Here is a 22,014-nt window from a genome sequence, read left to right as displayed (position 1 = left end):
GGGTCATATTCCTAACCCTTTTGAATATTGTTTAAATAGTTTTTCTTCCAAGCATCTAATGACTGCTGAACAGCTGATTGCACCGGCGCATACATCGCCCCGTACTGTGAGGTTGCTTGCTGGAACAAAGGCAACCAGAAAGACTCAAGATCTTTTGCCGTAGCATTATAAATGTCTCGTCTCTCCGTCAGCGCCCCTGGAATCATTCGCTTGTACTTGTCATCCGCTGCCCACTCGGGTGATAAGTATTGATTATTCAAAATACCGCCAACCTGTGTGTTATAGAGATTGTCGTAAGCAGATTTTTGAGAAGCTACTTCCGCATCAAACCCTGCTTTATCGAAAGCCACAGGATTAAACGCTTGTCCGCCGCTTGTTATCTGCGAAAGTGTAGGATCATCGAACAGTGCCGCAAGAGCCGCGTATTTTGATCGCTCATCGGCTGTTGCCATGTTGTCCACATTCGCTTGCGACTTATTGGTGGAAACGAAATTCGAAAGATTTGTGTTATAGACATTCTGCCCTTCTGATAAGCCCAACGCCTGCAGCGTCTCATCAGAGAGAGTATAATCAGAGGCATCATTCTTAATCCTATCTGCGTATTGAGGTGCATTTGCATTGTATTGATCAGCACGGGATTGAATCGGATCCAAAAATGCCTGCATCCCAGCTTGTTCTGCTGACGCAAAAGCGTTTTTATTATTTAAAGCTTGCGTTGTGTTTGTTTGAATCGCATTATCAACTTGTGTGGATGCATCATTAAAAAGATTTCCCAAGCCTGAATACTTCTGATTGAGATTGTCCAATGCAGCTCTCGAGCCGGAGGAGTTCTGAAGCAAAACCTGATCTAGTCTGTTTTCTCCAGCTGAATACTTCGGCCGCGCATAAGCGTCTCTCAGAAGTTGTTGTTGTCCCGCTTCAGTTCCCGCATTAGCCACCTGCTGACTGGCCTGTGCGGTCGCCTTTTGAGCGTCTTGATAACCAGCAACTTGGTCAACAGCTTGCGGCCCCGTGTATCCACCCGTGGACTTCATTTCTTTGTATTTGTCTTTGTCGGAATCAGTCGCGGCGGAGATATTGTTAATAACCTGACCCGGATCGTATGCTTCGACGGCACCAGGTGTGGATGACTTAAAGCTATCGATCTTTTGATTCGCATCATCCGCCTGAGTCGAAACCTTATCGGTAATTTTTTGCCCCATTTGATCGCCTTGGTCTTGATTCGCATCCAAATAAGACTGAATATTTGCGTATTGACCAGATGTCTTTTGTTTGCCTCCACTGGAAGCATTCTGTCCTGGGATACCGGTCGTGAAGTTAGCACCAGAGCCACCGGAAATATTCACGCCACCTTGATTCTGGCTTTGATTTTGGTTGTTCTCTTCATTCGGATCAAACATCTTCGCTGCGTACGGCATCTAAACCTCACCCATAAATAACTAATAGTCTCATCGTATAATCTTGCCCAGAAACTAACCCATGGACATTTACCAGCGTTACTTCGCCATTTTGATAGCTCCACTCAACCCAAGGACCAACGGTTGAATATCCGCCGGTCGACCGATTGAGCAGGTAAATTGGTAAAAGTCCGCGTGGAATCACTGCAAACTTAGTTCTAAATTTGAATGGCAAATCAGTGGTGCTTTGTCTCCACTGAACCTCTTTGATCTCTTGATAAAGATTGTCCTCAATAGTGACTGAATTCGAAAACGCCCTAATGACTTCGCCCATAAACTGATTAAGCGGCGTAAAAAGCTTACCAATCCAGCTTTGTTGTTCAGTAAAGTCTTCGGCTGAAAATCGTTGAGAACTAATTTTCATGAGCGGCTGGTTCTTTCTGACACCCACTCATATTGCAGAGAAATGCCGTTCAGCGACCATTTAGAATAAGCATTTGCGATTTTTATCTTCACACTAATGATCGTCCCGCGTGACTTTTCACGAGGCACAAAAGATCTGATAGGCTTAGGCCGAGTGGCGCCACCCCAAGGAATTGCACCCCATTTAAATAAACCCCAGAAGTCGGATCCATAATTACCCACAAAAAGTGTGTTGGAATAGCCCCCAGAAAGATCAGTAAAGAACGAGATTGTTCCGTTAATGAAATTTGATTCCCTGAATAGCAAAGCAACCTCTTGGAAGTGTTTCATGACGCCAGGATTTTTAAAGTGCTGGGCTACATATTCAATTTCAGACGGAATTGCTTGATACACTGAAACCGGACCTGTGGGCCATACCTTTAGATCATTAACTAAAACAGAGTCAGATGCAGAGTTTACTTCCATGACAACAGAGTATACTGACTCGGACGCTTTAATTAGATAACCCACATCTATACCTGCAGTCGTATTAAGCATGAGCGTGTGATCTTCTGAAGAAACAATCTCAATGCCATCCACCTCCTCGTCGATGTAGTCTTGGAAGGTAAGCGACTTACGTTCAGCTAGAATGTATTGATCAGAAGGATTACATAGATAAATCCGGTCATCAATTGGCGCAACGAATGCATGTGAGGCGTTCTTTTTCCACGTAGTCCATGCTTGAGTGAACGTGTTATAAACGAATCCCATCGTTGGGTAGACATCACTTTTCGTTGAGATCGTATGAAGGATGTACTTGCGGTCTGTCTCGTAGGCCACCCCGAAACTCAAAGTCTTCAGAAGTTCAAAATTATAGGAAATCAGAGTATTGATCTCATCCTCAATTGGGCGACTCATAACCTGGACGCCCACGTCGCTAATCGCAACGACTCCTTGATCGGCTAAGCAAAAGATTTGGTTGTTCACCACCGCAGCACTATCGGGCGCGATAATTTTGGTTGATGTATCAAGTGGTTCGATTGACCAAGATCCACCCGACCCAGTTAGTCTAAAAACCCCGTCCGTTTTCAAAATGAACAAAGAGTCCCTAAGGGGAATGATTCTTCGAATAGGATAGTTTTTTGACCCAACAAACTCCAAATGAGCACTTGGGACGTGTTCAGGTTGTTGATTCTTCGACCACATCAGTCCATTTTGAAAGGTCTCATTCGATGCTTCCCCCGTTCCAATGTCCCAAGCCGAGGCCTTATTAACCGTCACCGTGAAGACGCTTGCGGAGAATGTGCGGCTCATTACCAGGACTTGCCCCGGCAAGTCCTGGTACCCAGAAACGTAATAGGCATAAATGCCATTATTCGACGGAAACTGATTAATGACTTTTACAAGGCTTTGCGCAGTGTCAGAAATATTCTGAGAAGCCGACCCTGCAGTGAACACCTGGAATTTACCATTCGGTACATCTTCCGCAGCAGCCCCCGCATATACATCGCCGTCAATTGTGATTGTGTCAGTGATTGCAATGCCGGCCGCTCCGTCTACCGCCAAAAGCTTAATGTTGAGTTTGTACTTTGATTCAACTCCGGCAAAGAACATGAAGTTTTTAAAAGAAGTGATGTCATTCGCAAACGGCGGCTCATCATTACTTTCAGAGATGCCCTCCTGAGAGGCGTTTGTATAGAGAGAAGCCCCCATCAGTGAAACTGGAGTTGAATCAGTGAAGGTGAACGTCTTCGCTGCGATTTCCCCAGAAGTAGGATTCTTTTCATAAATCAGCTGCAATTCATCATTTGGTTCATCGGAAGCTGTTGCTGATTCCTTTGAGCGATATACCTGGTAGAAGTCATCAACTGAGATCCCCGCTGGTATTGTCGCAGTCAAAGCTACATCTCGGGTGCCGCCTGATGTGTTCGCTACAATAATTCGTTGGGAAGGCGTTCCCAAGTAAAGATTGTTATTTGCATCCCGAGAGCCCCAAACGATACGATAAGCAACCTGCTTATCATCCGCCATAAAGCCGCTAGCACCTGTTGTTGCCGCGGACCCATCAAGCGCCCTTGGCATCCCAGTTGAATAGACTGGGGCAGCATAACTATCTAAAACCTTCACCCCATTTTTGGTAGTAAAGTATAAGTTTCCATTTGAGTGATTGAACTGCATTCGGGCCAATGAAGCATTTGGATGCTCAAAGTCACCCAGGTAGTCTATCCAGTCTGCCCCGTCAAAATGCGCCATGGAGTTGTCGTTTCCACGGTGAACAATAAGTTTGTCTTGATAAGACGTAATGCGATCATTGCGCATTAATGTGTCCGCTGGAGCAGGAATTCGCCCGAAGCCACGACGTGGCTCCGCCACCCCATCTTTGTCGATATTGACGTTTGAGGCAATAGTAAGAGCCCCCGCCGGCACCAAAGAGAGTTGATTCGGGTTTGTCGCTAAACCGGTATTCTTAAGTACCAACTCCTGAGACATCTAGTACCTTCTTGTGGTAAAATATGAAAGCAATTTTCCTGAACGCATTTTTTCAGACTGATTCTGGACGCGCGGAGTGAGTAGATTTGTCGCATCGATCTTATTTTGCGTGAGAACATTCATTTCATTTTCCCACTGTTTATCTTTTTTTGAAGAGAGTGCCTTACAAAGAGCACTTTGTACCAAAACTGGGTGAAGCTCCTCTGGAATCATCGGCACAGGTGCCTGCATCGATAAACAAAGATAGTCGCCGACTTCAAGGCCGTCTGGCAAAGAATTGAAAGTAATCGTATTCCCACTCACCCCCACTTCTTCATCATAGGATAGAAGATCATAGGGATTAATTGATTGAACCAAATCTGCTTTCACACCAGAAATTAATCCGGCAGGCACGATGTCGACTTCAATGCTATTTGATGCTTGATCAATATCGAGAACAGTAGCGCAATCAGTTTGCAAAACAAGAGTAGAAGGCCTTGCAAATACAGCCATACGCAAAGTCCCGGAAGTATAATCCTTAGAGAGTTCAACCGAGTTTCTAACAATATAAAAACCAGATTTATTCATCGCCCGGTCTTCCTCAAAAAGCCTTACGATGTCGTTTTCTTGCCCATTGAGGTCCACGTACTTTAGATCTCGAATATTTGTCCCGATAGCACGCGCTGGTATTCGATATTTCTTGCCAGGCTCAATCGTGAAGTTTTTGTATTGAACAAAATACTCCTCGTTTAGCTTCATCATCAATGGCGTGATATCAATTTTCATTTGGTGATTAAACAGAACTAGAAAATCTGCTGGAGTAAAGAGGTCGTTACTTGTCGGAAATGACCCGTGTATTTTGAGTGCATTGATCAATTCAGACGTATTCATGACCTACTCCATGTCTTTGTACATTTCGAGAACTTTTTGAATCATTTCAGGAGACAATTCCTCTTCGTCTGATTCTTCTTTTTCCTGCAAAAGTGCTTCAGATGGATTCTCCTCATTAGCAACTTCAGGCTTTACAACGTCAACCTTCGCCGACACTAGCTTTGGATGCCTAGCAAGACCTTCGCCCTCTTTTTCATCCATCAAAGCCATGATTTCTTCTAGGACCTTTTTCTTTGAATCCAAGTCTTCCATTACTTCCCCTGTTTCGTATAAGTTTGAAGATTCTTAAATTGTTCTGGAGTTAAGCCAATTAGGCCATCGCATTCAGCGACGTTGCGATCGGCGACCCATTTGGATCTAATCCCCCGCTTTTCAGTGACCTCGCGAAGAGAGCAAACTCCATTTGCGAGATCAATAACCCTAATTGTTTCAATTGGGATGTTTTCGAATTCATCCTTACATCCAGGCAGCAAGAAAACACAAAGGCCCAAAAGAATTCTAATTGAGAAGTTCATCTTCGGCCTTTCTGCGCTCTTCCCTCGATGCTGCTTTACTATTAACAACTTCTTGATACTTGCTTGCCGCGATTTGATTGGATTTAAGCTCTGCTTGAAAATCAGACCACCTTTCCATTTTGATCTTACCCTTAGCAGCGAGCCGCTCGCCCGCTGCTAAGATCAGAGCAATTAGAAATGATTCCAACCACCCCGCCAACACTAGATCGCCTCAACCGCTGAGTTCAAAGCTTCGATTACCGGCTTAATTGCTACATCAATCACCAAATCATCGACTTGACCCGGGATAAGCTCTTTTACCAAGTTCGCCACCAATGGCAAAACTTCAACATTCAATTCGGCAGCAAGTGCCTTTGAATGTTTTTTTGAGATTTCCAAAGCTTTACCTTTGATTTGCTCCACAACTGCTTGTGCTTTTTCGTTCATAATTCCCCCTCTTGTTATTTCATACCCAAATGGGTTTTGATGTCTTGAATGTCTTGCTTAATTTGTTGGTAATTCTGTTGCTGCATTGTCTGATTTAAGTCGGAGATCGACTTTTGCATTTCCGGAATTGCTTCCATGGCAGTCATGATTGTGTTGTAAAACTTGATGATCGGCCCTCGGAGTCTCCAGATTAAGACTCCCATAAATACGAAGTTTAATCCCACAAGGACCAACATCTTTAGGACCTCTGAAAAGGTAAATCCAATTCCTTGCATGAAGGCGGCTAAGGCGAGTTCCATTAGTTATCCACTCTTGTGATTGTCATTGCTAGTAGGATTAGGCCGAAGAGGATGTCTATGATCATAGGCCAACTCTTTTGATATTGATTCGAGCGACAGGTCCGGCACTCAGGTTGCCGCCTGTAACTGTTGCTCCTGTGTCCGGTCGTATATCGATATGTTCTCCGGCCTTAAGCTCCAGTAAAGTTGTTCCGACTCCGAAAGCCGACGTTGAAACTTGGGAATAGCCAAGGCCCTTATATGCAGATGCGTTTTTGTAAATGATGAAGTATGTAGAGCCTGCTATCAGATAAGCGGTTGAGAGACTTATCTCATATATTCCAGCCGCCGGGGCCGTAAATCTCCACCCACTTCCAGTTGTGACGGCTCCATGTGTATCAAATTCCTTGCTGTCAAAATTAATCGGCTGGGTGGTTGAAGCTGATACATGCGCAGATGCCCAATAAGATGCTGCGATCAACTCAGTTGCCGCGATTGCAGAAGGACCAGAAATGCGAGAAATTGAAAGGTGTGCGTACTCCGCATTACCTAAAATGGTAGTGGTTGTAACAGATTTAATAGTTAGAAGATCGCCAGCCTTAAGGTTCTCAATGATAGAGGAGCCACTAGAAACTGTCGTAGTGCTTACACCAATGAATCGTCTTTTAAGCGCTCCATTTATATAGACAGCCAAATCAGTTCCAGCACCTGTCGCCAAAAACACACCTGAGACATTATAATCTCCCGTAACTGGGACTACATAGGTGTCTGTCCCATTCCATGCACCGTGAGAATCCTTAACTGTGGTTAGTGAAATATTCGTAGTATTAGCGGTGACTGCCTGATTCACAGATTTATTACCAATAAAGCTCACAACCCTAGTATCAGCAGAATCACTCATCTGAACTGAGGAAGACAAACCTACTATAGGTAAGGTAAAATCAAGGGAAACCATATCAGTACTGGCCCATGTAAATGGTGATGCGGCATTCCACCTAGAACTCAAATTCGGACCCATAATAGAAACGCTATTTGCATTTCCAGTATCAATGACAACAGTACCTGAATAGAAGCTTCCATTAGCATCAAAGCCAAGTGCCGCACCAACATTCTGAAACTGATCAGTGCGCAGCTTTGTTCCATCAATAGGTTTATTGACCTGAATGCGCAACATGGCCGTAGCTGCGGCATTCAAGATTCCTAAGTAGCGATATTGCATGCTGTCGCCAACGCGCCTCGAATATTGATAGCTCGTCGATGTGGTCAAGCCGAACACTGTTAAGTCATTGGTAATTTGCCAATCAGTGATTGGAGTTCCATATACATAGTCACTTGGTGTAACTGAACACTCAAATTTCAGAGTGAATGCACTTGCTGATGTCGAAGCCACATGAAGTACAAGTTTGTATGAAGTGCTGTTTGAAGCCGTTTGAAACTGAGCGATGAATCTGTCAGCGAGGGTGGAGCTATTGCTATAGAATCTGTACGTGGATGGCTGAGTGAACACACCGTTGGTCACGTCATAAATCCAAACAGTTACATCGGAGTTGCCAGTCGCAGTTCTATCGGATGGATTACCAGCTGCAAAAGTACCAGAGCCAACAATGTTGTCGATATTGATTGTTAGAACCTTAGCTTTATCTTTTGCATCAATCGTAAATGGAACAGAAGCCTGTTCACCTTGCCTATTCGCCGCATCCTTTGTCAGGATAAATGACTTAGTGCCAGAGAGTGGGTCTGTAGCTGATTGAGTGACCGTGATATTGGTGCCTGAAGTAACAAAGCCAGAGTCTGGAGTGCTACCCGCAACTGTATTCTTTGATACCACAAAAGGGTTTGAACCCTCTGCATCACCATCAGTCACATAGTTTACAGATCCACCAGAGCCGGAGCCGATAAGTTTTAAATTCAACCCATCGTCATAATATGGCTTCCCAGTATCGGTGCCGTAGACGACGGTGCCTGCTTTTCGAGTGAGTGCATCCAAGTTTGCTTTGGTATCTTTTGGTAATGTGATTCTGCGCGTATTGGAAGCAACACCACCATCGATGTCTTTATTTGTAAGAACAACGGCGGCGGCGTTTTTTGTAACATCACTCGTGTTGTCCACATTTCCAAGTCCAACCTGGGTTTTCGTGACCGCGTGTGGATTTGCATTGTCGGCAATATGCGCAGATAGTGCTGATACGTCAGCTTTATTAGTACCAAGAGCGACAACAGATGCGTTTAGAGATGAAAGGGCTGATTCCACGTTGGTTGTTAAGCCAGAGAGCCATGAAAGCTCGGTGGAAGTGATTGTTGAATCAGTAAGAACTCCGCTTGCATTACTTATGACAACTTTTGAAGCTGTTAGTGCCGCGAGCTTTGAAAGAGCGATATCGGCGTTAGCCGCCACATCAGAATCCATCATGGAATTTGAAAGATTAAGTTTAGAATATGCGATTGCTGCGGCATTTGAGATCAATGAGTTATCAATACTCAAAGCCTTAATTTCTGCGGTAACTATGCCAGCTGTTTTATCTAGGTCGATAGTAGAGGTGTCATTAAAAGTAAGTTCTGGTTGAACCGGAGTCCCGCCAACAGACAAAGATGCACCATTGAAATTCAAATTATTGCCAGCATCAACTTGGAGACTTAGATCTGCTGAATTGTCAGCGTTTCTCCAGGAGATTAGCTGTCCATTGCCTAAGCGTACAAATCCAACGGCCGCAGGATTTGAAGTTGAACTAGATCTGAAGTATGCGCCCCGCAAACCGAAGTTCGGGCCAAAGTTCAACTCATTGGTAAGAAAGAAGTTGCCACCAGATTTTTGAAGTGTGTTGTTGGCTAGTGAAACAAAATATGACGATAAATCCGGCCCCCAGTCAGTATCTCCCTCTGTCGGGATCGAATAGGTAACTCCGTTGAAAACAACATTTACAGCCATTTTACATTCCTCACACTAAAAAGGCGTGAAACGACTTAACGTCCCACGCCCCTTTCAATTCAAAACTTACGGATAAGTTACGCCAGAACCCTTGACGCATTTCGCTGGGTGAGTACAGATGATTGCTTGCGCACCATACAGACGTAACTCATAAGCATTTTTGTCAGGGATATGCAGGAACAACTCGCCCTTACGACCTGGTGTCTCGAAAGAGAACTCTTGAGTACCGATACGTTTAAAGCGTTTGAATGGAACGATAAAGAATTCGCCCTCTTTAAGCATTGGATGAACAGTGATGTTCAGCTTGCCGTTCGGGCCCATCAATGTGATGGCTTCATAACCACCCATGCCAGAAGTTTCCTTTTGGCCACCGTTTTGACGGCGTAGGTCTGTCATTGTGCCAGCCATGTATTGGAAGAATTTTGGAGATACCATACAAGCCGCCTCTTCCATAAGGCCACCCTTAGATACTGCCAGACCAACAGCATTCAACATTTTAGCGACAGTTGGCGCACCGATACTTGTTGCTGTAGAGCCAGCCCACAAAGCGTATACGGATGCATCAATGCCGAACAATGAACCTGTGTTGGAGATGATTTTGTCGATACCTACAGGTTCAACCCAAGTAGAAGTACCTGTTTTTGCGCCCTTCCAAGTGAAGTAAACACCAGCGGTAGTCGCAGCATCAAGTGCTGTAATGCCGGTAGTTGTACCATTCACGCGAATAGCTTTGTTTGTGTAATCAACCGATACGATAGTGAAAACACCATTCGCCGCAGATGAAATTTGAGTGTTGTCAGAAACTTTCCATGCTTCGATCAAAGCATTTTCAGTGCCAGCCCACAAGCCTGGCGCCCATGAAGCCGCTGTGAATGTAACAACTGTTTGAGTTGTTGAGGCATTCGCGGAACTTGCAGAGGCTCCCAAGCCACCAGACGATTGACCGTACAAGAAGGCCATCTCAAGGCGACGTGATCCAGTTTCCATCAAATTTTCTACCAATAGTTCAGAAGCGTTTTTAAACGCCGCTTCGCCACCAGAAGTTGCTTTTGCAGCAGCTTCGTAGTCCATTTGACCGCGGATGATGATTTGATTCGCATCTACAGACGCTTCTTTAACTTGAGCCGCAATGGAATCGTTCAATGTTTGAACGCCAGCACCTGCTGCAAGGTAAGTAACCCCGGCTTCACATGAAAGAATCACAGGAAAGTTGTAAGACTTACCGATTTTTTCTGTTGCTTGGAACTTAACTTCCTTTTGTACGATTGAAACTTCTGGGATAGCCTTAATTGGGCCTTCGCCGTATACAATTTTGAACAAACCGTCCAAAGTTGCTGTTGTATTAACCTGAGCCATTTTAATCTCCTGCCTGTCGGCAAATTTGTTTAAAAATTTTGCGTTTGACTCTGCCGCTGGTAGGTCGGAGAGGATTGGCTCATCAGAGATCTTTGGACACTGGTTGGTTGCACAAAGCACAACGGGCCTGGTTTGACTGTAGAAGCCACCCTAAGCCCGATGCTAGGTATACAAAATTATACTTTGAGTTTACTTTTCGTAGCGTTTGGCTAGATTTTCTTTCCACTCATCGATTGTCATTGGTCGATCGTTAGCGGGCGCTACTTGTCCCCCTGCTTTTTTGGGCTGCCCGAAGACTGTGCTTTGTTTTTCCTGGAGCTTTTTTAGATCACTTTGTCTGATCTTTTTTGCGACATCCGGACCAAATAGTCCAAGAAGCTTATCCCCATCTGAATCCCCAACGATCGCACGCAGTAGTGAAGTAACTTCTTTTTTCACCTCAAGAACTAAATCATCACTGGAAAGCTCAAGACCCATGTCCAGATTTTTATGCATGATTTTTGCCATACGACGGACTAGGTCAGGACTTTTTGGAAGACCCGACTTCTCTAGCGCTCCGATTATAGTTTCTTGGAAGCTTTTCGCGTGCTCCGCTTCTTTTGCAGCTTGTGCATCACTTAGAGTTTTTTCCTCACGCTCTTTTTTTTCTTTTCGAAGAATCTCTAACTCAGACATATCGCTACGCTGAGCTTTTTCTTCCGGACTCATCATTTGATCTTGGATTTGCTTAAGAAGGAATTTCTCTGCAATCTCACGACCTTTTGGCCCTAATCTCGAAAGCATTGATTCCGGATCTTGTTCAAAAGCCTTAATGATATCTAAGGCCTTCTTTTTTTCACCCTTTGCTTCGTTCATACGCTTTTCTGCAGCATGAGCGAGCTGAAGCTTTTTCTTTAACGACTCTTTGTCGTTCCAATCAACTTCATCTTCGACATCCACCCCGTCAACTTTAAGGAGGAATTTTTCTTTCATTGACTGAGGAATTTGACCTTCTGTTTTTGTTTCAACCGCACCCGAGTTTTCTACTGGTGCAGAACCTACTGAAGCGGAAGGGGCCGCTGTCGCCCCCGAACTTACATCTGACATTATTGTACCCCTTGGTTAAAAGCGTTTGGATTTGGTGGCTGCGCGGGACTCGGCAGGTTCACCACTGGCGTATCATTTGCGATTGGATTCATTACCGCAGAAGGATCCCCACCGGCTACCTCTTGTGGCCCCGCTATCGGTGGTGGTGGTGGCTGGAAGAAAGATTGCTGCTTAAGCATTGCCGCCATCTCCGGGGGCTTCGCCTTGGCATTATTGATGTGCCATTGAATGTGATTCAGTGTGGCCGTTGTTACTTTAGGATTCGCGCGGGCCTCTGGGCTATTAAGGACCGACTCGTGTTCTAGTATATGAGTGGCATCGTCATCAGTTAAAATTCCAACAACTTCCTTCCCATCAATCAGATCTTCATTTTCCGAAATAATGAGCATTCGTTGAGAGTTTTCATGCTGGTAAAGCGGCTCAAGATTTCCGGTCGTCAACACACCGATGTATTGCTCTGGAGTCTTAATCATGCTGCCAGCTTGCGGTGGTGGGGCCTGCAAAAGATTATTTGCGATCTCCATGCGCCCTGCACCAGTCTTCGTCAGCGGATTAGCGCGATTAACGAAAACACGGCCGAGGCCCTGAAGGTCCTTGTTTGTAAACTCCTTCATCATATAACGCTTAGATTTACCGGCAATCAACGCTAAGCGTGGCTCCACCGCAAACGTCTGCAGAAGCTCAATTAAGCCCGTGCCGACATCTTCAAGGGTCACAGTGTGGGATGTCGAAAGCCCGCTCGTTGACTGAATGGCTTGTTGCTGCAAAAGAGCCATCGCTGTACCAGACATATCCGCTGGAGCATTTCCGCGGCCGATTTGTGAAACATTTGAAATCAAATCTCCTTGGTTGATTAAAAACTCTGCGAAATTGAAAACCTCTGGAGCCGTCTTTAACAGGTCCATGGTCTCCATTTTGCCTGCTTTGGGATCGTACTCCCAAACATTCATACCACTTGCAACTTTTGAAAGATTCGGCGAAGCCCCTTTTGGGATTTGAAAATTCTGAACTGCGTTCGCTGCTTGATTCGTGAGAATTGAACTCACAGTCATATTGAAAGCACTTTGAATCGGCAAAAGATCCATCGGATAAGAGTGACCGAAAGCAGTTTCGTGCTGTTTTCCTGTCGTGATCGGGAAAAGCAACAGACGCTTATATGGCAATGGTCCGTCAAACAACTCAATGTCAGCATTTAAGACAATTGTCATTCGCCCAGTTTTCAGTGCATCGGTTTTGTCATGTAAAAGCGTGTAGACAGGGATTAAATCAGTATCAATTTCTTTAGTGAGCGTATTCATTTTCGCGCTCGATAATTCGTAATCAACACGATCTCTCGCGCTCATTGTGAGCTTAATAATTTCGCCTGCTTTTTCAGGATGTCGCGCAGCAAGATCAAACTTATTCTCCCACTCGCGCAAAATATACCAATTGTGCTTCATGTCTTTGCGATAAAAGTCTCGCGCTACGTCTAAAAGGGTATGGGTACCAACCTTGAAATCACCTTCTTTGATTGGATCGCCAGTTTCAGGATTTACGCCAATAGCTTTCCCACCGGTGGCATTCCAACCAAGTGAGATCCATCCTTCTTTTAAATAGAGTGCTCTCAAAGCGGACTCAGTAAGATCACTCTCAATGTGCTTTTCGCGCATATAGTAATCAAGAAGACCCGCCGCCAAAGTTGTGTCGGCTTGCGACTCAAGGTCAGTGTTTATCGCCTGGGGTTCCCATGCTGGCCGAGATGAACACACCATATTGTGAATGTTACGAATGTAGCTTGCATAGTGGTTGATATTTACGGCCTTAATTGACTCATCAAGATCCTGAATTTCAATATCAGCATAAAACGCATCATAGGACGCGCGTAAATCGGTTAAAATTCCGGAGGTTTTAACAAACTCTTGGTATGCCTCAACCTTTCTCATCACTTCCTTGGCGATATTATCTGGGCTTTCCGCTGCCCAATATGTCTTTATCATCTTTTTCTCCTAAAGTTTGGAACCATTTTTGTTAAATCATTTTTTGGTGGGTCGAGATTGACTTGATCGAAGCCAATTTTGACTGGAATAGGATTTGTCGTTTCATCTATGTTCCGTATTAAGTACATTAATGCAGCCACGGCGTCGTAATGTCCTAAGTGCTTAGATCTTGCGAACTCAGTACGGCGTTCATTCCAGAGCCCGTACTTCAATGAGTCGATCAAAAATACACACGACTCGTCGATTTCGATTCGTTTGTCCTGGATCCACACGCGAACCTTATTTACCATAGCGTGAAGGTCATCTTTCGAAGTGGAATTGAAAAACATATTGTGAATTGCACCCAAATCTAAAAGAAGAAGTGGATTGTTATTGTCAGACCATCGCTTGTACGGTTCTTTGGCGCCCCAAAGTTCAGTTTCAACCTTTGAAATCGCCGCGTGTAGCTTTGGAGTTGTCATCTCTGGCCCATTCATCACAAGTTCCCGCTCTACAACAAACTTTGCTCGTGTGAAATCGTAATATCCAAAGAGATTGACGTTAAAGTCAGCAACGCCGAGATCCATGCCATTGTATTTATGAAAGTGTTCGTAATGTTCCGGCGTTCGGTCTTTGCGAGAAAAGTCGTAGCCAAACATTTCAGGAATAATTGCAAGCGTCTGATCTGTAACGAACTGGCATTTGTACTCGCGCAACCAGTCTGTCTTAGTTAGACATTCAGCTTTGTAAATTGCGCGCATTTCCGCCGTAACCATCGGGTTTTTGTCGATATCAAGTTCAACGTAGGCTTTTTCCTGACGCGCCTTCGTAACGAAATCTTTAAAATCATGATCTGGAGATTTCGGTGGTGTTGAAATCATAATTACGCGCGCACCCTTGCGGTACATCGTCATTGGAATAACAACAGATGAATAAATATAAGAAACATTCTTAATGAACGCAGCTTCATCAAAAACATAGAGGTCGCAGTAGTTACCGCGGCCGGCATTGGGTTTGCGATCCAGACCAATCAGTTGAATTTCAGAACCATTTTTAAAACGGTACTTCTTTTTAGCTTCATGCCATTTTGGCTTTATCTCTTCGGGGCAATCTTCAAAGACAGCATCGAAAATTGGAATCAGAAACTCTTCAAGATCAGTTAGAAAAGCAGTGGCAACCTTAACCCTCGCCTTCTTTTTCTTTAATGCAACTTCGGCGCACTCGGTTGCTACCCAGAACGTCTTTCCAAAACGTCTTGAGCAGTTCCCAACGAATAAGAATTTATCAATTGAGCGGTAGGCGGCATCAATAACCTTTTGCCCATCATGGTGCTTCCATGAAAGATTCCCGCGGTGCCAAAGTAGATGTTTGGCGATCAATGATGGTGTGAAATCTGCATCATCACTCATCGTCTTCATCTTTCTGTGGTCGATATGTAGCGAGCTTAATTAGATTTGCATCTGATACATCTTTCATCTGCTCAATCACACCATCGTCAACTGCACCCTTTGGAGCTTCAATTTCGTTTGGTTTTGCTTGTGAATAAGAAATCAGAAAGCACCATGCACGCAGTTGGTCTTGGGGATCTAGTAGTGGAATCAAATCCAAGATCTTTTCAGTTGGATTAACTTCACGCTCGGTCAGCACTTCAAGAACCTTCATTGTGGTTCTTTTGTTTGGTGAACCTTTTTTGCGGCCAGCATTAGGTGGTCTTGGCATTCCTTTTATGAAAGGCACGCTACCCCCTAAGAATAACGCCTTTAAATCGACGCCAAAAGAGAATGCGTTTCGTTGGGCTGCAAAGCGAAGGATGCCTCGCCTCTTTCTGCAAAACTTTAAGGGTGAACTTCGGGATCTTGCTTGATTCAATCCCTCGCTCCCTGGCAAGACTAACCAAATGCTGGTACTCTTGACGATTGGATGGGGCATTTACAATGTCATCCCCGGTACCGATAAAGATCCAATAATCTAAATCATCAATGAGCTTCTTTAAAGAAAGCTTCATCGTCCAGCCTTTGCGAACTTAAGCCCCGTGACGTCCCGATCAATCGTTTCAACCTTGGTGATAGTTTCTTGAATCTGCGACTGCAGAGTTTCCAAATGAAGTTTCAGATCTGGTTGTTTCGGATATTTGTAATAAATGATTCGAAAAACCAAGCTAGACAAGAGTAAAACTGTGGATGCGAGGCAATCAGCAGGGCTAAGTCCCACGAATATAAATCTAATTGCAACCCCAAATAGGATTGCAATTGTGTGATGCTCATAAAAGAAGTCTTTGGCTTTAGATACCAAAAAACTCTCTCATAGCTCTTGTGAAGTTATTCACAAAGATTGCAAAGATATCTGGTTCTTGTGATTTTACCAGCTTCCCCTCTTTGAGCGCATCAGCACTGATTTCGTATTCATTGAAACCGTACGCACCATCTGCCCGTGTCGGAAGGAAAACCCTAACCACTTCACCACTTTGCTTCTTTGCCATTACTCTTTCCCTTCGCCCTTAACGTGAGAAAGATCCATTAAGTATGGTTTTTGTACTTCACCTTCTTTAGGTGGTTCGATTTCATGAATCTCAGCCAATACCTGGGCTTTAAAATTCCGAAGGAAATTTACAAGCGTGTACACGCCCTCGAATTCCTCATGAAAGAATTGAACACGAGTTGTAAGGATTTGAATCGCAGACGCCAAATAGTCATGCGTTGCTTTTTTCTGATTTAGCGAATCTGCCGGTGTCAGTTTTGGTGTATCCAACTTAGTCTCCTATGTGTGAGAACTAAGTTTTGGCCTGTCTGTGGGTTTACTCTAGGTATATTAAAGTATACTTATACTGTGGTGACATTTTCCTTGAAATGCCCTGTCAGCTTTGCTTTCATAGGGTCATGGAACTTAAGCTTAAAACTAAAAAGTACAATCTTTTAGAATCACGCCACACGACGCCTATTTCAAAAGAAATGAAGCACTCAATGGAGCGCCTAAGACGTGAACAGAGTGTCGATTTCTGCACTATGATTAGGGATTACATTCAACAGATTATTGAGACTGCGGAGAAAGAGGCGGCTTAACCGCCAACTTTTCTAAGTCTCTTGTCAAAATCCGCCATGCGGTCTTCTATTGACCCTTGTCTTGTATGTTGAACAAGGACTGAGTTTATCAGGGTTTGATAACCCATGCCTTTTTTCTCGGCTTCAGTTTTAAACCAATTCAAAACCTCAAGATCCAGGCGAATAGAAGTATTCACCTTAACGGAATCAACCGCCGTAGGTTCAGTTACTTTTGTACGTTTCCCTGTTTCTTTTGCGATTTTCATCGCTTGTTTTAAGTTTGGCATACTTTCACCCTTTTCTTGCAGAGATTATTCTAATTACGTCGTCCACGATTTCGCAGAAAACCACAACTACTGCGCCGCGATTCTCGATGCGACCGAACGCCAAATAGCGTTCTTCGTCTTCAGTTGAGTGCTCACTGTCGAACTCGATTTCTTCTGTACCATCAAAGATCGAAATAGCTTCTTCAAAACTGATCCCGTGCTTTTTTTGGTTCGCGGTATTTTTATCGTCGTCCCACGTGAATCTCATAGACTTAATATACCGCGTTGTACATACAATGTCGAGTATATTATTTATGTGTTCTTTTGGTGTTAAATTCGTTCTCAAGTCCATTATAGGCCCCCTTGGGATAGGATATGCCTAAAATTGAGATAACGCGGAGTTGGTGATTTGCTACCTGCCACTCACCAGCACCGCGAAGGTGAGGAGGGAGATTACGATTATGTAGTAGGTTAGGCGGATCATTGGAACTCCCCAACCACAAAGAGCAATACACACATAAGGGTGCAAAATGCGTCGTACTTTGTGTTTTCACGATGTCTCCAGTAAATGCTTTCCAGATACAAAACAGCTGCCATTAGGTGATAGCCGGTCACACACCCTCCACACAAACCAGAATCCCCTGGCTTTTATTGTTAATTGCTTTTTCCCATAAATACTCTGACTTACCGATGACCGAAACCTTGTCATCCACGATGACTCCAGATTCAACCAGCCCGTCAGTTACGAACTTAAACCCGCTAATCAACCCATCATAATCCGGCTCACGAGTACTCCTGCGAATAAAAGTGATGCGGGCTTTTTCTAAAGGCTTATCTAAACCCATGAGAATCTTTTGATGGATCACCGCCACGTCAATTAAGCGGTGCCATTTCTGCTTTTCCTTCATAATGAAAGACCAATGCCTCCTTAGAAGCTGATTGGTCATCAAAGGAAGATCAGGGATGAAGAAGGTGATCATGCGCTAACCTGCAATTCCCGCGAGCGCTTTGAACGCCGTTCTGACTTGGAGTGGAACAACTGAGTTCCCAAGGCATTTAATTCGGTCCACCCGATTTGATACCCCATCAACCACTCGACCCACTGCGGGTTCAGTTTCCCACCAGGCATTTCCCCCCCCCTCAAAAGTGCACCCGGAATTGTGTCCCGGTCCACCTGGCTCGGTGGAAGCATGCTGTTTTTCGCATCTTGAGCTGCCGGTGTTGGCCACATCTTGACCGCCGTAGCTAGCCCGATCAAGTGGCTCTTGCCCTGAATTTTGTTTTGATAATTCCCGTACACTGTTGGAGTTGGCCAACAAAAACCATCTTTCGCGTTTGTGTGGAGCTCCAACGCTTGCGGCTGATAAACACGTCCAACGACAGTCATACCCGATTTCGGTAAATGCTCCGATAACCTCACGAAGTCCGCGAGTTCTAATGGCTGGGACGTTTTCGAGGAACACAAACGGCGCTCTAGTTTCTTTTGTGAGTCGGATAATTTCGAAGAATAGACCGCTTCGCTTTCCATCCAAGCCAACTCCATTACCTGCAACACTGATGTCTTGGCATGGGAACCCTCCAAAAATAATGTCAATTGGCGGCAACATGTCTCCGGTGAGCGTTTGCACATCATCCCAAATCGGTGCTCGGTGCAGCTTACCTTCTGCCATTCTGGAAATAAGGACGGATTGTGCGTATCGATCTTGTTCACAGTAAGCGACAGTGCGCACCCATGGTTCGAGTGCGCTTGAGATTCCGCCGATTCCGCTAAATAAATCCAAGCCATCCAACTACACACCCAACGCTTTGACTTTGTCCTGAACCAATTTACGGAGCTGAGGCATAGTCATGGAAAGCGAGCCGCCTGGATCATTTTTGCGCCATTTACCGATACCAAGCATTCCCGCGACCTCGTGGTGTCCAAGGATGAAATCGATCTTAAACTTGCCGGTTGGATCATTGGTAACCAGCCAAACAAGGATTTCGATCAGAGTAGCTTCTTGAGCTGCCGAGTATTTATGGTAGTAACCAGTTGGGCAACCATACTCAGCTTGAGTAACATAGCGCACCTCATTGGCAGTTAGATAAGTACCAAACCAAGTTTTAAAGCGGTTTTCACCGACCTTCTCAACTTTACCAGCGCAGTTCATTTCAATACCCACTGTATCGTCTGAAACTGCCCCTAGAATGCCTTTCCATGCTGACTCGCCAGCGTGGTATCCCCATTGCTTTAATGGATGCGCTTGGACCGCTTTGCCGTCATTTCCGATGCATAGATATGCGTATCCATTCTTAATGCCGTCATCGATCGCGGCTCGAGCGTTTTCTTCCCCTTTTGAGAAGTGACCGGCTGTAAAGTGGACGATTGCACCCAATGGGTAGCCTTCTTTATAGCCCCCGCGGGTTTTCATCTTGTTTTTGTAGATAACGGCTTTTGGATAGTAGTCAGAGCCCTTTTGAGTAGCCTTGATTGGATTCACGTTAATCGGACACATGCCCCCATCCGCACACGACACAACTTTAGAAGCCGACTTAACCAATTTGGATTTTGGTTTAAAGAAACTTACGATTGCTTTCCACATATTCCCTCCTGCGAAGGAATATTTCAAAAGCGCAAGGGGGAATCAGCAATATTTAGAAAATAGTCCGAAAATGTGAATATCTCAGAGTTATCCACATGCGCACCGTAGACACTAGGCGCCCAGAATCTCTTTCAACTCCGCACGCGCTTCCGAATCGTCTTTGAACTCCTCAAAGAACGTGGGATCATGCTTTTTAAGAATCGGAAGCAATTGAATCCAGGACCGCTTAAACTGTTCGCTTGGCGGAGCCCAGAACTTCGTACCCTTGTGATTCGCGATTTGAAGGCAGAAATCGACATGACCAAAGGCAACCCTGCGATCAGAGCGCAGGACTAAGCCTGTTTCGCTTAATGTATCGGGCATGCTGGTCTGCCCGATCTTTTCTCGCACGCGGGTTAGGAATTGGATGAGAGTCATTTAGTAATTCTTAATGACATCCTTGGCGTTCGCAATGGCTTGTTCGATTTCATCGTAAATATTCTCAGCCTGAGCCTCTTGAAGCTGCTTTAAGGCATCCCGAAAAACCGCAAGTTTGTCATCTATCGCTTTATCTCTCTCTGGGTCATTGAATTTACCTTTTGAACCATCAAGGGCTTTGATGTAGCGCTCGATTTCGCGAATATAGAATCTAAGATCTTCTGTTAATTTCATACCCTACTTATCGGCAAAATCAACTAAAGCTAAACGTGTTTCATTCCGATAACAAAAACATGAGTAGCAACAAAGATTTACGAGAATATTCAGACGAAGAGCTATCAAAAGAACTGTTTCGCATCCAACAGGCTTCCTATGGAAACTACAAGCATGATGCAATCGCGATGCTAACTATCCAGGAAATGAACCGCAGAATTGCAAACCAACGAGAAGCTGCCGCTGATAAGCAATATGATGCTTCTGCAAAATTATCAGTAGTATCGCTCATCATAGCTGGACTTGCTTTTCTTGCTCAAATTTTACAGATGTTGTTTTCCTAAACCTTATACTCCTCCCCACACCTCTTACAAACACAAGTGCCCTTCGATATGAGGCCGAAACCTTGGGGTTTATGTTCGGTTAGCCAGCAGATTAGGCGGGTCATTTAAACGGCTCCGCACTAACGGATTTACGATGCTTGCAGTCGGGACATGTGAACCAGTAAAAATCACCGTCACGTTGATCTGAAACAAACTCCAAATCATGCTTAGTGACCTCACAAGTGCACCCGCATTTTGGGCATTCGACTTCTCTTACGACATCGTTAAAGTTTCCATGTTTAATAATTTTCACTTTTTCTCCTCAATCCAAACTCTTGCTTCTGATTCATTATTGTCGGAAATAAACCACATAACTTTGGTCACAATGTATTCCTTGTTGTTCCCAAAGAACGCGACTTGTTCGCCGATTCTGGGAACTTCACCCTGGAAGTGAATCCAAATGCTTTCGTCTTCCGTTCTAACTGCGTGTTGCATCTTTCCCTCCCGAAATCTGATTGAGTGCTGCTATTCTTCTCGCAAGGTCATACTTCATGTTGGCATCGACTCCGAACGCTCTGTTGAAGTAGTTCTTGCGGTCTTCCTCTGAGTTTTGTGTTTGATTCATCCAGAATGATTTCCATTCCATGATGATCTTGGCGATATTATCTTCGGTGAACTTCTCCAACATCCCCTTGTGGCGGGTGAGGTCGGATTCCAAATTAAAGATATGCTGCTGTAACTCATGATTCTTTTGATCAAGCCAGTCATAATGTTGGGCCTCTTGAGAAGCGTCCATCAAGTCAGCGGTATCACCATTGCGGCGCTCAGCGACTAACAGGGCTCTCTTTAGGGTGTCGTAGTCACCTGCATGAACATACAAACCCTTAGGGTCTTCCATAAGCATCAGATCATTGTCTGAGGTGAGAATCGTATTAAATCGTTTTGCTTCACCCATTGCTTTCCCCCAGGTCTTTGAGGGTTTCATCAATCTTACGAACAATTGGGTCTTCCAGTCGGTCGAACAACACATCAGTCTTAATCCATTTCAACGCCTCCACAGCTTTGTCGAATGCGCTCTTTTCAATATACTGAGTGAATAAATGTGGATGCAGATTTGGCTCAGTATCATCTTCATAGTGATGAACCATATTGTCTGCGAAATAAGGCATTCTCGGCTTCTGCTCACTCATTTGTTGCCTCTAATTCCGCTTGATTCATCGGATACATATTCAAAGCTTTGCGGGCATGCATGACACCACAGACACAATCACAGCCATGTCCCGTAGGGCAACCTGCTGCGATTGTTTTTAGCACATCCTCAAGCATTGAAACATACTCCGCGTTGACATATTCATCCCACTTTTTACCAGTGAGCATGAGTCTATTGCGCTCATCGCCATGTGGTTTTTCAATTACTGTAGCCTGATCTTTATAGCGGGACTTAAAGTTTATCCAAACTGCTTTCTTCTCCACG

Annotated in this window: 29 protein-coding genes; 1 reads left to right on the top strand and 28 read right to left on the bottom strand. The window is 44.6% G+C overall.

The features are described 5' to 3' along the window. Positions 1–11: 11 nt before the first annotated feature. From ACLVWR_RS13135 to ACLVWR_RS13020, 24 genes are all read right to left on the bottom strand, one after another. Positions 12–1,418 (bottom strand): hypothetical protein, encoded by a 1,407-nt coding sequence (locus ACLVWR_RS13135; protein ID WP_413581104.1) that lies wholly within the window; start codon positions 1,416–1,418, stop codon positions 12–14. Positions 1,419–1,425: 7 nt separating this feature from the next. Beyond that, on the bottom strand, positions 1,426–1,821 hold the full coding sequence (locus tag ACLVWR_RS13130; protein WP_413581103.1) for a hypothetical protein: 396 nt from the start codon (positions 1,819–1,821) through the stop codon (positions 1,426–1,428). Then, on the bottom strand, positions 1,818–4,289 hold the full coding sequence (locus ACLVWR_RS13125) for a hypothetical protein (RefSeq protein WP_413581102.1): 2,472 nt from the start codon (positions 4,287–4,289) through the stop codon (positions 1,818–1,820). Before ACLVWR_RS13125 ends, ACLVWR_RS13130 begins: the two co-directional genes overlap by 4 nt. Next, on the bottom strand, positions 4,290–5,159 hold the full coding sequence (locus tag ACLVWR_RS13120; RefSeq protein WP_413581101.1) for a hypothetical protein: 870 nt from the start codon (positions 5,157–5,159) through the stop codon (positions 4,290–4,292). A 3-nt stretch (positions 5,160–5,162) separates the two neighbouring features. After that, positions 5,163–5,411, bottom strand: a complete 249-nt coding sequence (locus tag ACLVWR_RS13115; RefSeq protein ID WP_413581100.1) for a hypothetical protein — start codon at positions 5,409–5,411, stop codon at positions 5,163–5,165. Positions 5,412–5,657: 246 nt separating this feature from the next. After that, complete coding sequence (locus tag ACLVWR_RS13110) at positions 5,658–5,861, bottom strand: hypothetical protein (protein WP_413581099.1); 204 nt, start codon at positions 5,859–5,861, stop codon at positions 5,658–5,660. A gap of 14 nt (positions 5,862–5,875) precedes the next feature. After that, positions 5,876–6,100 carry a hypothetical protein gene (locus ACLVWR_RS13105; protein ID WP_413581098.1) on the bottom strand — a complete coding sequence of 75 codons (225 nt, stop codon included), beginning with the start codon at positions 6,098–6,100 and terminating at the stop codon, positions 5,876–5,878. A 14-nt stretch (positions 6,101–6,114) separates the two neighbouring features. Then, positions 6,115–6,399 (bottom strand): hypothetical protein, encoded by a 285-nt coding sequence (locus tag ACLVWR_RS13100; RefSeq protein ID WP_413581097.1) that lies wholly within the window; start codon positions 6,397–6,399, stop codon positions 6,115–6,117. Between the two features lie 61 nt (positions 6,400–6,460). After that, complete coding sequence (locus ACLVWR_RS13095) at positions 6,461–9,304, bottom strand: hypothetical protein (protein WP_413581096.1); 2,844 nt, start codon at positions 9,302–9,304, stop codon at positions 6,461–6,463. Between the two features lie 66 nt (positions 9,305–9,370). Further along, positions 9,371–10,660 carry a hypothetical protein gene (locus tag ACLVWR_RS13090; protein WP_413581095.1) on the bottom strand — a complete coding sequence of 430 codons (1,290 nt, stop codon included), beginning with the start codon at positions 10,658–10,660 and terminating at the stop codon, positions 9,371–9,373. 189 nt (positions 10,661–10,849) lie between these two features. After that, a complete protein-coding gene (locus tag ACLVWR_RS13085) occupies positions 10,850–11,632 on the bottom strand; it encodes a hypothetical protein (RefSeq protein ID WP_413581094.1) in 783 nt (260 codons plus the stop codon). 113 nt (positions 11,633–11,745) lie between these two features. Further along, positions 11,746–13,722 carry a hypothetical protein gene (locus ACLVWR_RS13080; RefSeq protein WP_413581093.1) on the bottom strand — a complete coding sequence of 659 codons (1,977 nt, stop codon included), beginning with the start codon at positions 13,720–13,722 and terminating at the stop codon, positions 11,746–11,748. Further along, complete coding sequence (locus ACLVWR_RS13075) at positions 13,719–15,110, bottom strand: terminase large subunit domain-containing protein (RefSeq protein ID WP_413581092.1); 1,392 nt, start codon at positions 15,108–15,110, stop codon at positions 13,719–13,721. Before ACLVWR_RS13075 ends, ACLVWR_RS13080 begins: the two co-directional genes overlap by 4 nt. After that, complete coding sequence (locus tag ACLVWR_RS13070) at positions 15,103–15,438, bottom strand: hypothetical protein (protein WP_413581091.1); 336 nt, start codon at positions 15,436–15,438, stop codon at positions 15,103–15,105. Before ACLVWR_RS13070 ends, ACLVWR_RS13075 begins: the two co-directional genes overlap by 8 nt. A gap of 1 nt (position 15,439) precedes the next feature. Beyond that, positions 15,440–15,706, bottom strand: a complete 267-nt coding sequence (locus ACLVWR_RS13065) for a hypothetical protein (RefSeq protein WP_413581090.1) — start codon at positions 15,704–15,706, stop codon at positions 15,440–15,442. A gap of 276 nt (positions 15,707–15,982) precedes the next feature. After that, complete coding sequence (locus tag ACLVWR_RS13060; protein ID WP_413581089.1) at positions 15,983–16,180, bottom strand: hypothetical protein; 198 nt, start codon at positions 16,178–16,180, stop codon at positions 15,983–15,985. After that, positions 16,180–16,449, bottom strand: coding sequence for a hypothetical protein (locus ACLVWR_RS13055; RefSeq protein ID WP_413581088.1), 270 nt, complete (start codon positions 16,447–16,449; stop codon positions 16,180–16,182). The genes ACLVWR_RS13060 and ACLVWR_RS13055 overlap by 1 nt, the downstream gene beginning before the upstream one ends. 307 nt (positions 16,450–16,756) lie before the next feature. Continuing rightward, positions 16,757–17,026 (bottom strand): BrnA antitoxin family protein, encoded by a 270-nt coding sequence (locus ACLVWR_RS13050; protein WP_413581087.1) that lies wholly within the window; start codon positions 17,024–17,026, stop codon positions 16,757–16,759. Between the two features lie 4 nt (positions 17,027–17,030). Then, positions 17,031–17,273, bottom strand: a complete 243-nt coding sequence (locus tag ACLVWR_RS13045) for a BrnT family toxin (RefSeq protein ID WP_413581086.1) — start codon at positions 17,271–17,273, stop codon at positions 17,031–17,033. A 343-nt stretch (positions 17,274–17,616) separates the two neighbouring features. Then, positions 17,617–17,985, bottom strand: coding sequence for a hypothetical protein (locus ACLVWR_RS13040; RefSeq protein ID WP_413581085.1), 369 nt, complete (start codon positions 17,983–17,985; stop codon positions 17,617–17,619). A 3-nt stretch (positions 17,986–17,988) separates the two neighbouring features. After that, positions 17,989–18,735 carry a DNA cytosine methyltransferase gene (locus tag ACLVWR_RS13035; RefSeq protein WP_413583504.1) on the bottom strand — a complete coding sequence of 249 codons (747 nt, stop codon included), beginning with the start codon at positions 18,733–18,735 and terminating at the stop codon, positions 17,989–17,991. Between the two features lie 60 nt (positions 18,736–18,795). Further along, positions 18,796–19,587 carry an N-acetylmuramoyl-L-alanine amidase gene (locus ACLVWR_RS13030; protein ID WP_413581084.1) on the bottom strand — a complete coding sequence of 264 codons (792 nt, stop codon included), beginning with the start codon at positions 19,585–19,587 and terminating at the stop codon, positions 18,796–18,798. A gap of 111 nt (positions 19,588–19,698) precedes the next feature. Continuing rightward, positions 19,699–20,004: a hypothetical protein gene (locus tag ACLVWR_RS13025; protein WP_413581083.1), complete on the bottom strand. Its 306-nt coding sequence runs from the start codon at positions 20,002–20,004 to the stop codon at positions 19,699–19,701. After that, entirely contained in the window at positions 20,005–20,238 is a 234-nt protein-coding gene (locus ACLVWR_RS13020; RefSeq protein ID WP_413581082.1) for a hypothetical protein, read from the bottom strand. It abuts the gene before it with no gap. Positions 20,239–20,297: 59 nt separating this feature from the next. On the opposite strand from ACLVWR_RS13020, the gene ACLVWR_RS13015 reads away from it, so the two are divergent. After that, positions 20,298–20,561, top strand: a complete 264-nt coding sequence (locus ACLVWR_RS13015) for a hypothetical protein (RefSeq protein WP_413581081.1) — start codon at positions 20,298–20,300, stop codon at positions 20,559–20,561. A 288-nt stretch (positions 20,562–20,849) separates the two neighbouring features. Here the strand turns inward: ACLVWR_RS13015 and ACLVWR_RS13010 are convergent, their stop codons facing one another. Genes ACLVWR_RS13010 through ACLVWR_RS12995 form a run of 4 tightly spaced genes read right to left on the bottom strand, consistent with a single transcriptional unit; the run spans position 20,850 to position 22,013 of the window. Further along, positions 20,850–21,035, bottom strand: coding sequence for a hypothetical protein (locus ACLVWR_RS13010; protein ID WP_413581080.1), 186 nt, complete (start codon positions 21,033–21,035; stop codon positions 20,850–20,852). Beyond that, complete coding sequence (locus ACLVWR_RS13005) at positions 21,019–21,495, bottom strand: hypothetical protein (protein WP_413581079.1); 477 nt, start codon at positions 21,493–21,495, stop codon at positions 21,019–21,021. Before ACLVWR_RS13005 ends, ACLVWR_RS13010 begins: the two co-directional genes overlap by 17 nt. Next, complete coding sequence (locus ACLVWR_RS13000) at positions 21,488–21,730, bottom strand: hypothetical protein (protein ID WP_413581078.1); 243 nt, start codon at positions 21,728–21,730, stop codon at positions 21,488–21,490. Before ACLVWR_RS13000 ends, ACLVWR_RS13005 begins: the two co-directional genes overlap by 8 nt. Next, entirely contained in the window at positions 21,723–22,013 is a 291-nt protein-coding gene (locus ACLVWR_RS12995; RefSeq protein ID WP_413581077.1) for a hypothetical protein, read from the bottom strand. Before ACLVWR_RS12995 ends, ACLVWR_RS13000 begins: the two co-directional genes overlap by 8 nt. Between the last annotated feature and the right edge of the window lies 1 nt (position 22,014).

Source organism: Bdellovibrio sp. HCB288, from assembly GCF_047305935.1.
In the GTDB taxonomy this organism is placed as follows: domain Bacteria; phylum Bdellovibrionota; class Bdellovibrionia; order Bdellovibrionales; family Bdellovibrionaceae; genus Bdellovibrio.
Note: the sequence above shows the minus strand (reverse complement) of the source record. Positions and strands in the feature narration are given on the sequence as shown.